The following is an 11755-nucleotide window of genomic DNA, read 5'->3' as shown; positions in this document are numbered from 1 at the left end:
CCATGACAACACAGCTTTCTACATCCGTACACATCATCCAGTCCGAGGCCGAAGCGCTGCAAGCCGCCGAGCAGTTTGCACAATCCATTGCCCCCCATGCGCTGGAGCGTGATCGCGACCGTATCTTGCCGCATCGAGAGGTGGAGCAATTCAGTCAAAGTGGCTTATGGGGCATTACGGTCCCCAAAGAATACGGCGGCGCGGGCGTTTCCGCCGATGTGCTCACCCGTGTCGTGCAGCGCATTGCCAAGGCCGATGGCAACTTTGGCCATATCCCGCAAAACCACTATTACGCGTTGGAAGTGTTGCGCGTGGGGGCGACGCACGAGCAAAAGGCCTTTTTCTACGATCAGGTGCTGCAAGGCAAACGCTTTGGCAATGCATTGGCAGAGATCGGCAAGAAGGACTTTGTCCGTCGCACGCAATTGCTGAAAGAACCGGATGGCTGGTTTGTGGATGGCCGCAAATTCTATTGCACGGGTTCGCTGTTTGCACACTGGATTCCCACGCTGACGACCTCGCCTGATGATGGCCGCCTGTATCTGGTTTTTGTACCGCGTGGGGCTGCAGGCGTCACGCTGACAGACGATTGGGACGGCTTTGGCCAACGTGTCACAGGCAGTGGGACGGTGGAGTTCACGCGTGTTCCTGTGCAGCCGCAATGGGTTGTGCCGTTCACGGACTCCTTCGAGCGTCCGACCACCATTGGCCCCTATGCCCAGATCATCCATGCAGCACTGGATTTGAGCATAGGCCAAGGGGCTTTCGAGGCCACCTTGCCCTTTATCCGCGAGCACAGCCGCCCCTGGATTACCGCTGGCGTGGACAGCGCCGCACAGGACCCCTTGCTGCTGCAGGAGGTGGGCAATGTGCATGTGCGTTTGCGTGCCGCGCAAGCGCTACTGGCCCGCGCCGCCCGCTTTGTGGACGCCGCCCAGCAAGCACCGGATGAGGACAGCGTGGCTCAGGCCTCCATTGCCGTTGCGCAGGCCAAGGCTTTGGCGACCAGCGCCAGTGTGCTGGCAGGCAGCAAGTTATTTGAACTGGCAGGCACCAGCGCTACGCAGGCCCAGCATGGGCTGGATCGCTACTGGCGTAACGCCCGAGTCCATACCTTGCATGACCCGGTGCGCTGGAAGTACCACGCCATTGGCAATTACGCCCTGAATGGAGTGCGCCCGCCGCGCCATGGTGCTTTGTGATGCCACCTGGAAAGCTGTGTTTGGGCATGGCTGCAGGGGTGAGGAAGCGTTGCGCAGTATGGCTCAAAGCATGTCAGTAAATACGTTCCAGCAAGACACATATGCGCTTCGATATGGCCTGTTTTCCAGGCCACAGATCTTTCTCTTTTATCTGGATGTTGATTGATGACTATCTCGAAGATTTTGAAAAAACTGACGGCGTTTAGCCTGGTTTCTACTGCTGTTTTGTTGAGCAGCACAGCGACCGCTGCGCCATTGAAAATCGGCGTTGTTCCCGGCATTTTTGCGGACTCGGTAGCCGTTGCCGCGCAGGAGGCCAAGAAGCAGGGTGTGGATGTGCAGGTGATCGAATTTACCGATTGGGCCACACCGAATGTGGCGCTGGATGCGGGCGATATTGATCTGAACTACTACCAGAACAGTAATTACCTGGCCAATGCCGTGCGCGACAAGGGCTTCAAGCTGGTCAGCGTGCAGCCGGGCATTTTGTCTTACCTGGGCCTGTATTCTCTCAAGCACGCCACGCTGGCCGATTTGCCCGATGGCGCAAAAGTGGCGATTGCCAGTGACGCCGTCAACGTAGGCCGTGGGTTGCGTCTGTTACAGCATGCAGGTTTGATCACGCTGCGCCCCGAGACCGGCTTGCTGGGCACTCCCGATGACATTGTTTCCAACCCCAAGAACCTGAAGTTTGTGGAAGTGGAAGGCCCGCAATTGGCACGTGCCACGCAGGACGTGGATCTGGCTCAAGGCTTTCCGTATTTCATCCTGGCCTCCAAAGCCTTTGATGCTACGAAAGCCTTGTCCTTGACCAGTTACGAGGACGACTCCTGGGCGATTCAGTTTGTGGCCCGTAGCGACAAGACGAAAGATCCGCGCATTGCCCAGTTCCTGGAGGTCTACAAAACATCGCCTGCCGTGCGCGAGGCAATCGATCAGTTCTACCAGGGCGAGAAAAAGCTGTATCGCCTGACCTGGTTGCCGCATTAAGCAAGGAGAATGCCCCATGACGCAGCCCAAGAAACACATCCATATCAACGCTTTCAACATGAATTGCGTCGGCCACATCCACCATGGTTTGTGGACGCATCCGCGTGATCAATCCACGCAGTATCACACTCTGAAGTACTGGACGGATCTGGCCCAAACGCTGGAAAAAGGCTTGTTCGACGGCATCTTTCTGGCGGATGTGGTCGGCTATTACGACGTTTACCAGCAAGGTGTGGACTTGACGCTGCGCGAGGGTATTCAACTACCGGTGAACAACCCCTGGCTGCTGGTCTCGGCCATGGCAGCCGTCACGCAACATATTGGCTTTGGTCTGACAGCGTCAGTGGCGGCGCATCACCCTTACACCTTCGCACGCGATGTCAGCACGCTGGATCAGCTAAGCAATGGCCGCATAGGCTGGAACATCGTGACTGGCTATGTGGATAGCGGGGCGCGGGGTTTGGGGCAGGATGGTCTGGATGCACACGATAGTCGTTACGACCGGGCCGAGGACTTTCTGCAATTGGCTTACAAGCTGTGGGAAGGCAGCTGGGAAGATGGCGCGCTGATTGCCGACAAGCAGCGTCGTATCCATGCCCTGCCCGAGAAAGTGCATACCGTGCATCACGAAGGGCCGTTTTATCGCAGCAATGCAATTCATATGAGCGCGCCCTCTCCTCAGCGCACGCCTCTGCTGTTCCAGGCAGGCACCTCGGCGCGGGGGCTGCAGTTTGCCGGGCAACATGCTGAAGGGGTTTTCATCGGTGCGCGGGACCCGGAAGCGGCCAGGGACTCGTCCCGCAAGCTGCGTCAGGCAGCGGTCAATGCGGGACGGCAAGCGCAGGACCTGAAGATTTATGCGGGTGTGGCGGTCGTTACGGGTGCTACGGAAGCCGAGGCTAAAGAGAAGTATGCCGACTATCTGGCCCATGCCAGTTCCGAGGGCGGCCTGGCGCATTTTGCGGCCAGTACCGGCGTGGACTTTGCCCAGTATGACCTGGATGAACCCATCCGCTTTGGCCCCAGCAACGCGATTCAATCTGCAGCGGCCGCAGCCCAGAAACAAGGCTGGACGACGCGTCGCAAGCTGCTGGAGCAATTCACGCTGGGTAGCCGCTACAAAACCATTGTGGGCGACCCGCAGCAAGTGGCGGATGCGCTAAGCACCTGGATTGATGAAGGCGAGATCGACGGTTTCAATCTGACCCGCATCGTTGTGCCTGAAACCTGGGAGGACTTTGCGAGCTACATCGTGCCCGAGCTGCAAAACCGGGGCCGCTATCGCACGGCTTATGAAGGTGGAACCCTGCGCCAGCAACTGTTTGGGCAAGGTGATCGGGTATCTGCCACGCACTCTGCCGCGCAGTGGCGGCATTTGGTGTCCGGTCCGACCCCGGAGGCGGGATCGGATGAGGCGGCTACCTCTGCCTTGCAGGCAAGCTGATTAAGGTGAGAAAGAGCCAGTATCTGCTGCGTTGGATCATTTTTTACGACCCCTTTTATAAGGTCAGGATCATGTTGTCTGCCCGTTTTTCTATTCGTGCCGTGTTTGCCTTGGCAGCTTTGGGCCTAGCGGGGCATGTGTCTGCTGCTGCATTGAAAATCGGCGTCACGCCCGGCTCTTTGGCCGATTCTGTTGCCGTGGCAGCCAAGGAGGCCAAGAAACAGGGCCTGGAGGTCGAGGTGATTGAGTTCACCGACTGGACCACGCCCAATACGGCCTTGGCCTCCGGGGATCTGGATTTGAATTACTTCCAGCATCAGGCTTTTCTGGACAATGCCGTCAAGGAAGGCGGCTATGCCATTGAAAGTGTGGCTTATGGTTTATTGCCCAATATTGGCTTGTATTCCAAGCAGTATTCGTCCTTGGATGCGCTGCCCGAAGGCGCTTCTGTTGGGGTGGCGAGTGATCCGGTGAATCAGGCGCGCGGCTTGCTGCTTTTGCAGACGGCTGGCCTGATTCAGCTGAAAGAGGGGGCAACTGCGCGTGCCTCGATTCATGATGTGACGGCCAACCCCAGAAAGCTGCACATTGTGGAAGTCGAAGGGCCGCAATTGGTGCGCGCAGCCGATGACCTGCCCTTGGTCCAAGGCTATCCAGCCCATTTTGTGAACGCCGGGCAGGCCGAGCTGGCCAGCAAGGCCTTGCAGTATTCCACGGTGGATGATCTGTACTACGCGATTCGCTTTGTGGCTAGAAGCGGCCATAGAGAGGATCCGCGCATACGCCAGTTTGTGGATCTTTATCAAAACTCCCCTGCCGTGGCCGCGCAGATCGACGCGTCTTTTGCGGGAGACAAGAAGCTGTATGCCTTGCCGTGGAAGACGGCGGGTCATGCCTCCATTACGCAGGTTCCTTGAGGGCTGCACATCATGATGACTGACACTGCCGTTTTTACCTCTGATGTTGCGCCACGCCGGACTGTGCCAGAAAGGGCAGCGCCAGCAAGTGCACGAGCTTCCGATCTGGGCGCCTTGCGTGCCCGTTTCGGCGCCCTCTTTCAACGCATTGCCGATACCGCGGCAGAGCGCGAGCACACCCGTACCTTGGCCTACGCCCCCATTCTTTGGCTGAAAGACAGCGGTTTTACCGCTCTGCGCGTGCCGCCTCAATGGGGTGGTAGTGGTGTCTCCATCCCGGTGTTCTTTGAGCTTTTTCAGGAACTGGCCGCGGCCGACTCAAACGTCGCCCAAATTCTGCGCCCTCATTTCGGTTTCATCGACCGATTGTTGATTGATCGGGATGAGGCCACGCAAGCGCAGTGGCTGCCATTGGCAGGCCAAGGGGCGATTTTTGGTAATGCCACGACCGAGACTGGTTTGGGCGCTGTAGGCCAGTTGCAAACCACGCTGGAGCCCGATCCAGAGCAGGCCGGTCAATGGCGTCTGAATGGCCGCAAGTTCTACAGCACGGGCACCTTGTACGCGGATTGGGTCACGGTGGTGGCCCGCAGCACAGGAACGGAGAAGGAGGATGAAACGGTACATGCCGTGGTCGCCACCGATCAGGAAGGGGTGGAGCGTCTGGATGACTGGCATGGCTTTGGCCAAAGGCTGACGGGGTCTGGCACGACGGTGCTGACGGATGTGCTTGTGCCCGAGAGCGCCATCATCCGTTTTCCGCGTCAGGAACCCACACCGTTGCTGGCTTATTTTCAGCTGGTGCATTTGGCGACCCTGGCAGGTATTGCTCAAGCCGTGCAGCGTGATGCAGTGGCCTATGTACAGGCGCGCAAGCGTGTCTTTAGCCATGGTAGTGCGGCGCTGCCCAAGGACGACCCCTTGGTGCAGCATATTGTGGGAGAGTTGGCCAGCACGGCCTATATTGCCCAACTGGCGGTACGTGATGTGGCGGCTCATTTGCAAAGCATTGCGGATCAGCGGCAGGCGGGTGTGGAGGTCTCCCGCGAAACACTGGATGCCCTGGAACTGCGAACGGCACAGGCGCAAGTGGCTGTAGTGGAACCTGTCTTGCGGGCGGCCACGCGCCTGTTTGATGTGGGTGGCTCTACGGCCCTGGAGGAGTCCCGTCGTCTGGATAGACATTGGCGTAATGCGCGAGCTTTGGCTTCGCATAATCCGGTGATCTACAAGGCTCGTTCGGTGGGGGATATTTTGTTGAACGAGGCCGAGCCTGTGTACTACTGGCATGTGGGGACCAAGGGGAGTTGAGCTGATGCGGCCAGAGGCGGGGCCGCCTCTTGGAAACATAAAGGGCATGAATTAATCGTGCCCTTTATGTTGTCAGCCTTGAGCGCGCAGCCTCTCAGGGTAAATCACCGACAAAATAGTACGCTAAGCGCGTGATGAGGCTGGCACCCAGCGATAAAGCGTAGGAACGGATACGTCCAGGTTCTTGGCCACGTCCTTGAGTGGTACACCGCTGGCCAGCAGCTTCTTGGCTGACTTGATTTTGTTGTCGTTCATCTTGGGTTTGCGACCACCCTTGCGGCCAAGCTGCTTGGCGACTTCCAGCCCGGTACGGGTACGTTCGACTGTCAGTTCGCGCTCCATCTCGGCCAGGCTGGCCATGACGTGGAAGAAGGACCGACCAGACGGCGTGCTGGTGTCGATGGAGTCGGTGAGGCTTCTGAACTGGATACCTTGTGTGCGCAGTTCGTTGACCAGATCGACAAGTTGCTTGACTGAGTGGCCCAAGCGGTCCAGCTTCCAGACCACCAATGTGTCGCCCTCGCGCAGCATTTCGAGCGCTTTGACCAAGTCTGGACTATTTGCTCGCGTGCCACTTACCTTGTCTTCAAAGACCCTCTGGCACCCGGCCTGAATCAAAGCTTCGCATTGCAATTCAAGGTTCTGATCTTGCGTCGAGACGCGCGCATAGCCTATCAGCATGGCGTGTCGCCGTCTGCATCCTGACGAACGGCAAGTAACTGTTGAAGCAATTCCGGTAGTGCTGTCTGCACGGTGTCCCACACGACATCGAGGTTGACGTCGAAGTAGCCGTGGGCGATGCGGTTGCGCATACCGCGCATATTACGCCACGGCACTTGTCCATGAGCCTGAGCGAACTCGAGGTCAAGGTAATCCGGAAGACGGTACTTGCTCATACTGGTTGCGCCTCTGCAAGCACTTGGGCACGGACTTTAGGTGGTAGGTCACCGGGCGTCAGCAAATCGACTTGAATACCGAGCAGTGATTCCAGCTCGTCTTGCAGGCCTCCCAGGTCAAACAGCGTCGCACCAGGCATTGCGTCAACCAGCAAATCAATGTCGCTGCCATCCTGGTCGGTGCCATGTAGTACCGAACCGAAGACGCGTGGATTCGCCGTGCGAAAGCGGCTTACGGCTTCACGCACTGCATCTCGGTTCATGTCGAGCACAACAGATGGACGCATGGTCATCCCTTCTTATCAAAACTCATCAAAACGGTAAGTTATCGAGAATGGGATTTCAAGGCCTGGTTCCTCAGATCGAAATTATTACGAGAGTTGAAACAGCCTGGCCGCATTGTCATAAAACAGCTTGTCCAGAATTACATCCTTGAAACCCAGCTGCTGGAAGTCCTCAATACTCTGGCGAATCGGGCGGAAGGTATAGGACGAGCCAAACAGCAATTGCTCGGACAGAAAGCTATTGGCAGCCTGCACATAGCCTTCGTTTCCCGGCTGGAAAATGTACATATCCGGCACCAGATGCACGTTCTCGTGCAGAAAGGCCAGGCCTATGGCCTGCTGCACATTGGGCCAATAGCCGTGATAGACCACCAAAGGCAGATCCGGGAAGGCTTTGGCCACTTTGGCCAGCCCGGCCGGGTCGTTGTAGCGCGGGTCCGGCGTGGTGGGGCCACTCATCAAAAAGACGGGTACTTTCAGGTGGCGCGCCAGTTCGTAAACGGGCCAGTAAACCGGGTCATCGGGGTGACGTGCTGGAACACCAAAACCCGGCTCGATATCAATGCCGGACAAGCCCAGCTCCTTGATGGCGCGTTCTGCCTCGGCCAGGGCTTGCTGCTCGCCTTGCAGAGCCGGATCAATACCGGCAATGCCCAGCAATTCATCGTGTCCGTGCACGATCTGATGAATGGTGTCGTTGGGCAAATGTTGCGACGGTGTGTGGCGGCCTACGACGACCGCTTTACTTAGTCCGGCCTGGCGCACTTCTTCCAGAAAGCCTTCCTGGCTAAGTGACTTTTCAAAGTGAGTATCGCTGCCACGAGTGCCAACGCGGCGATTCAGCCAACGCGCGGTGGCATGTTCTGGCGTACCAGGTTCGGCCCCGAAAAACTTGTGCAGAAAGGCAGGTCGGCAGCGTAGATCGATTATTTTCTGGCTCATGATGCAGAGGAAAGTTGCTGATTTTGAACACCGCGTGCGTCAAAGGCACCGCCGGTCTGGGCGCGATCACTGACGGTGACGGCCCGTTTGCCCAGAAGTGGAAACACCAGCTCGGCAAAGCGTATGGATTCTTCCAGATGGGGGTAGCCCGAGAGCACAAAGGAGTCCGCACCCAGGTCTATGTATTCCTGCAAGCGCTGGGCCACGGTTTGGGCGTCGCCCACCAGTGCGGTGCCTGCCCCGCCCCGTACCAGCCCCACCCCTGCCCACAGATTGGGCGAGACTTCCAGCTGATCGCGACGGCCACCATGCAAGGCCGCCATGCGTTTCTGGCCTACCGAGTCCATGCTGGCGTAGTTGGCCTGTGCTTTGGCAATGTCCTCGTCCGTCAATTTGCTGATCAGACGATCCGCCTCGGCCCAGGCTTCTTCATTGGTTTCACGTACGATCACGTGCAAGCGTACCCCCAGCCTCAATTTGCGACCACGGGCGGCGGCGCGGCGGCGGATGTCCTCAAATTTCTTGCCCACAGCAGCCGGTGGTTCGCCCCAGGTCAGGTAAGCATCGACATGCTCGGCAGCCAGCTCATGGGCGGCGTCCGAGGAGCCGCCAAAGTACAAGGGCGGATAGGGTTTTTGCACAGGCGGGAAGAAGTTGCGGCCATTCTCCACCTTGAAGTGCTTACCCTGAAAATTCACGGTGTCGCCAGAGAGCAATTGACGCCAGATCGTCAGGTATTCATGGGCGTATTCATAACGGGCATCGTGGTCCAGAAACACGCCTTCGGCGGCCAGTTCGGTGGCATCGCCGCCAGGCACTACATTCAGCAGCAAACGGCCATGCAGGGCCTGGTCCAGGGACGCTGCCTGACGTGCGCTGGAGACGGGAGCGCCCAAGGAGGTGCGTAGCGCCACCAGCAGCTTGATGCGCTGGGTAACAGGAACCAGGCTGGCCGCCACCACCCAGGGGTCCAGGCAGGAGGCGCCGGTAGGAATCAGCAAGCCGTCATAACCCAGGTTCTCGCTGGTGACGGCAATGCTGCGCAGATACTCGTTGGTGGGCGCGCGGCCAAAGTCGGATTTGCCCAGATAACGGGTATCGCCCGAGGTGGGCAGGAACCAGAAAATATCGGGTGTGGTGGAGGTGATTTGGCTCATGCTGCCTGCGCCTCCAGAACAGAGTTTCGCAGCGGCAAACGCGTTTGAATACTGTGCAGTACCGGCACGGCCAGATCAACGGTGCGCTGGATGTGCTGTTGCAGGGCGGCGCTGGTGACTTCGCCGTCCTGAATCTCTTCGGGCGTGGCATAGACCCCGATGGGCAGGGTCAGCGCCTGGAAGAAGCTGAACAGGGGACGCAGCTGATGTTCGATGACCAGGGCATGGCGTTGGCTGCCGCCAGTGGCGGCCAGCAGTACAGGCGTGCCGTTCAGGGCATTCATGTCGATCAGATCGAACAGGTGCTTGAGCAGGCCCGGAATGCCCGCGCGAAAGATGGGCGAGCCCACGATCAGAAAGTCGGCCTGCTCAATGGCGGTGATGGCCTGATGCGCATGGGCGGGCAAGGCGTCGGTGGACAGGGCCGCGCCAAGTTCGGGCAGCAGGCTGACCAGCTCGATGTTTTGCACGTCCAGTGCCAGTTGGTCGTTCAGTGTGTCGCGTAGCGCATCCAGCAGCACTTGCGTGCGGGAGGGACGGTGCAGGCTCCCATTCACAATAACGGTTTTCAGAGGGCGGCTCATGGCAATTCCTTGCAGTGAAATCAGAACAAGGTGCCGCCAGAAAACGGGGGCACCTGTGCGAGTCAATGCCTTGTATTACATGCCTGATCGCCGCTGCCACGAAAGACAATTCGCTCATGTGTTTATGGTCGATAAGCGTCCTTACTCTTTTGATTTGCTTATGAAAATCAGTATTGTTGAATGTGAAAAAATGAGCTGCCAAATGGCATGGGCATGAACTGTGTCAGGAGTTCGTCGCCGGTCTTTTTCGGGGTCAAATAAAGCGATCGGAGCGGGAGTGCCAGAACTGGATAGTGCGCCGCTACGTTGTGCCAAAGCTGGATAGTTCGGCACCAAATGGCTTCATAGAATGAAACCAGGTCAATCCGGGGGGATTGGCATCCGACTGTGTGGGAAACACAGCGGCTTTTATTTCTATGAGAGAGACAAGTCATGACTCAAAACAGCACCCCACCCTATATCGACATTGAAAAACGCATCGACAAGGTACGCGACGAATACGCGCTGGTTGAAGGCCACTTCGATACGTCCGAGGAAACCTCCCCCTGGATTCCTTTCGGCCCCAATATCTGGCTGCGTCACCTGAGCTTTGATATTCGCAACAACACCTCGGTGCACATCATGCGCGCTGACAAAGGTGGTTCTTTGGGGCGTCATCGCCACCGCGCTGTGGTGACCGGCTACATTCTGTCCGGCAGCCTGCGCTACGAGGAATACGATTGGGTGGCCCGCGCCGGTCATTACATCCACGAAAGCCCCGGTCGCACGCACACCCTGGTGTCCGACGAAGGCATGGAAACCCTGTTCCACCTGGGCACGCCTATCGAGTTCCTGGACGAGAACGACAACATCCTGGAAATCATTGATGTGTTCTGGATGATCGACCACTACACCAGCTACTGTAAGAAGCACAATCTGCCCATCAACAAGTCCATGTTCATCTAGGACTGTTTGATGCTTGTGTGCCGTGTCTGCCCCGTTTGATGGGGCAGTTCCTTGAAGCGTTGCTGGTAGTAGGCAGAAAACCGCCCCAGATGCCCAAAACCATGCGCCAGTGCCACCTCGGTGACGTTGGGGCGGGGCCGGCTTTGCAGCACCTGATGGGCGGCGTCCAGACGCAGATTGCGTACCCAGCTCATGGGGGACTGTTTGTAGTGACGACGGCACAGCAGATGCAGGAAGCGGGGACTCACACCCGCTGCCTGCGCCAGATCATCCAGTGAGATGTTGCTGTGCAAATGCGCCAATACATAGTTTTTAGCTTGGAGCAGACGCATCTGCCCTGCTCGGGCCGCCGCTCCCATGGACTCATCCACCAGAGTCTGCACGGCTTGTTCATCGGCAGGATGACACAGCAGGAACAAGGCCAGGCTGCTTTCAATATGCTGCGTCCAGTTGGCTGGACGGTCGCCATGTTGCGCCGGTAGCAGAAGCAGGTGTTGGATGAGGTTGGCCCATTGCGGGCCCATACAGGGGTCTAGCTTGTAGACACAGCCTCGGGTCATGCCCTCTTGTGCCAGCGTCTGATGGCCCACGCCATCAAACAAGCTGTAGGGGATCTTCACGATCAGCTGTTCGCAACCGGCTTGCCACAAGGTGCGCACATGGTGGCGAGGGGATACCACCGCAATATCGCCGGGATAGGCGGTTAATCTGTGATGGCCATCGCTGATGAATTCGGCCGTGCCTTGCAAGGGCATTTGCACCAGACAGAAGTCGCCGAAAGCATCGGCCTGGATTTCCACTTCGGCACCGTAGCCCAGCCGCATCAGGCTGATCTGATCAATATCGCGGCGGTACAAGCTGGTGTTGATGCGCCCGCGACCCCAATGCAGGGCATGCCGGGAAATGGCCCGACTCAGTGGCTGATGAGACAGCTCGGCGCTGTGGGAATGAAAGACTGGATGACGGTACAACACCGACAGATCCAAGCCATTTTCTGCCGACATTGGGAACCCCTTGTTCCAGAGCATAAGGATGCGCGTGACCAGCGCCTAGTGTAAAAGTTGAGCGGCTGGGTGGGCATGG

At 57.9% G+C, this 11755-nt stretch carries 12 protein-coding genes and 1 pseudogene; 6 read left to right on the top strand and 7 right to left on the bottom strand.

All coding sequences use genetic code 11. The annotated features are described in order from the left end of the window. Window positions 1–2: 2 nt before the first annotated feature. The 5 genes from N879_RS13795 (at window position 3) to N879_RS13770 (ending at window position 5864) form a co-directional block, all read left to right on the top strand. Complete coding sequence (locus N879_RS13795) at window positions 3–1202, top strand: SfnB family sulfur acquisition oxidoreductase (RefSeq protein WP_021447133.1); 1200 nt, start codon at window positions 3–5, stop codon at window positions 1200–1202. Window positions 1203–1367: 165 nt separating this feature from the next. Then, on the top strand, window positions 1368–2192 hold the full coding sequence (locus N879_RS13785) for a MetQ/NlpA family ABC transporter substrate-binding protein (RefSeq protein ID WP_009461199.1): 825 nt from the start codon (window positions 1368–1370) through the stop codon (window positions 2190–2192). 16 nt (window positions 2193–2208) lie between these two features. Continuing rightward, window positions 2209–3636: an LLM class flavin-dependent oxidoreductase gene (locus N879_RS13780; RefSeq protein WP_009461198.1), complete on the top strand. Its 1428-nt coding sequence runs from the start codon at window positions 2209–2211 to the stop codon at window positions 3634–3636. A gap of 71 nt (window positions 3637–3707) precedes the next feature. Further along, on the top strand, window positions 3708–4553 hold the full coding sequence (locus N879_RS13775; RefSeq protein WP_051359135.1) for a MetQ/NlpA family ABC transporter substrate-binding protein: 846 nt from the start codon (window positions 3708–3710) through the stop codon (window positions 4551–4553). A gap of 12 nt (window positions 4554–4565) precedes the next feature. Then, window positions 4566–5864, top strand: a complete 1299-nt coding sequence (locus N879_RS13770; RefSeq protein ID WP_021447131.1) for an acyl-CoA dehydrogenase family protein — start codon at window positions 4566–4568, stop codon at window positions 5862–5864. 123 nt (window positions 5865–5987) lie between these two features. Here the strand turns inward: N879_RS13770 and N879_RS13765 are convergent, their stop codons facing one another. The 6 genes and pseudogenes from N879_RS13765 to msuE all read right to left on the bottom strand — a co-directional run bounded on the left by N879_RS13765 (window position 5988) and on the right by msuE (window position 9727). Further along, window positions 5988–6545, bottom strand: a complete 558-nt coding sequence (locus tag N879_RS13765; protein ID WP_009461194.1) for a recombinase family protein — start codon at window positions 6543–6545, stop codon at window positions 5988–5990. Next, window positions 6539–6724 (bottom strand): annotated as a pseudogene (locus N879_RS13760) (HepT-like ribonuclease domain-containing protein); the annotation flags it as partial. The pseudogene N879_RS13760 and the gene N879_RS13765, both read right to left, overlap by 7 nt. 32 nt (window positions 6725–6756) lie before the next feature. Further along, on the bottom strand, window positions 6757–7047 hold the full coding sequence (locus tag N879_RS13755) for a nucleotidyltransferase family protein (protein ID WP_009461192.1): 291 nt from the start codon (window positions 7045–7047) through the stop codon (window positions 6757–6759). 84 nt (window positions 7048–7131) lie between these two features. Then, on the bottom strand, window positions 7132–7986 hold the full coding sequence (locus tag N879_RS13750; RefSeq protein ID WP_021447129.1) for an amidohydrolase family protein: 855 nt from the start codon (window positions 7984–7986) through the stop codon (window positions 7132–7134). Beyond that, window positions 7983–9143 carry an FMNH2-dependent alkanesulfonate monooxygenase gene (ssuD, locus tag N879_RS13745; RefSeq protein WP_021447128.1) on the bottom strand — a complete coding sequence of 387 codons (1161 nt, stop codon included), beginning with the start codon at window positions 9141–9143 and terminating at the stop codon, window positions 7983–7985. Before ssuD ends, N879_RS13750 begins: the two co-directional genes overlap by 4 nt. Continuing rightward, window positions 9140–9727: an FMN reductase gene (gene msuE / locus N879_RS13740; RefSeq protein WP_009461190.1), complete on the bottom strand. Its 588-nt coding sequence runs from the start codon at window positions 9725–9727 to the stop codon at window positions 9140–9142. Before msuE ends, ssuD begins: the two co-directional genes overlap by 4 nt. 432 nt (window positions 9728–10159) lie before the next feature. Here msuE and N879_RS13735 point away from each other — a divergent pair, with 432 nt between their 5' ends. Beyond that, the gene (locus N879_RS13735) at window positions 10160–10672 is read left to right on the top strand and encodes a 2,4'-dihydroxyacetophenone dioxygenase family protein (RefSeq protein WP_009461189.1); all 513 of its coding nucleotides are present in this window, start codon (window positions 10160–10162) and stop codon (window positions 10670–10672) included. Here the strand turns inward: N879_RS13735 and N879_RS13730 are convergent. Continuing rightward, window positions 10669–11676: an AraC family transcriptional regulator gene (locus N879_RS13730; RefSeq protein WP_009461188.1), complete on the bottom strand. Its 1008-nt coding sequence runs from the start codon at window positions 11674–11676 to the stop codon at window positions 10669–10671. The genes N879_RS13735 and N879_RS13730 overlap by 4 nt on opposite strands. Window positions 11677–11755 lie beyond the last annotated feature (79 nt).

Origin of the sequence: Alcaligenes sp. EGD-AK7 (assembly GCF_000465875.3) — a bacterium.
Lineage (GTDB): Bacteria > Pseudomonadota > Gammaproteobacteria > Burkholderiales > Burkholderiaceae_B > Alcaligenes > Alcaligenes phenolicus.
This window is presented reverse-complemented; position numbering and strand designations above follow the sequence as displayed.

What these genes read in the sequence shown, in the direction of transcription:
- N879_RS13795 (WP_021447133.1), top strand. Translation starts at nt 3, where the DNA reads ATGACAACACAGCTTTCTACATCCGTACACATCATCCAGTCCGAGGCC.
- N879_RS13785 (WP_009461199.1), top strand. Translation starts at nt 1,368, where the DNA reads ATGACTATCTCGAAGATTTTGAAAAAACTGACGGCGTTTAGCCTGGTT.
- N879_RS13780 (WP_009461198.1), top strand. Translation starts at nt 2,209, where the DNA reads ATGACGCAGCCCAAGAAACACATCCATATCAACGCTTTCAACATGAAT.
- N879_RS13775 (WP_051359135.1), top strand. Translation starts at nt 3,708, where the DNA reads ATGTTGTCTGCCCGTTTTTCTATTCGTGCCGTGTTTGCCTTGGCAGCT.
- N879_RS13770 (WP_021447131.1), top strand. Translation starts at nt 4,566, where the DNA reads ATGATGACTGACACTGCCGTTTTTACCTCTGATGTTGCGCCACGCCGG.
- N879_RS13765 (WP_009461194.1), bottom strand. Translation starts at nt 6,545, where the DNA reads ATGCTGATAGGCTATGCGCGCGTCTCGACGCAAGATCAGAACCTTGAA.
- N879_RS13755 (WP_009461192.1), bottom strand. Translation starts at nt 7,047, where the DNA reads ATGCGTCCATCTGTTGTGCTCGACATGAACCGAGATGCAGTGCGTGAA.
- N879_RS13750 (WP_021447129.1), bottom strand. Translation starts at nt 7,986, where the DNA reads ATGAGCCAGAAAATAATCGATCTACGCTGCCGACCTGCCTTTCTGCAC.
- ssuD (WP_021447128.1), bottom strand. Translation starts at nt 9,143, where the DNA reads ATGAGCCAAATCACCTCCACCACACCCGATATTTTCTGGTTCCTGCCC.
- msuE (WP_009461190.1), bottom strand. Translation starts at nt 9,727, where the DNA reads ATGAGCCGCCCTCTGAAAACCGTTATTGTGAATGGGAGCCTGCACCGT.
- N879_RS13735 (WP_009461189.1), top strand. Translation starts at nt 10,160, where the DNA reads ATGACTCAAAACAGCACCCCACCCTATATCGACATTGAAAAACGCATC.
- N879_RS13730 (WP_009461188.1), bottom strand. Translation starts at nt 11,676, where the DNA reads ATGTCGGCAGAAAATGGCTTGGATCTGTCGGTGTTGTACCGTCATCCA.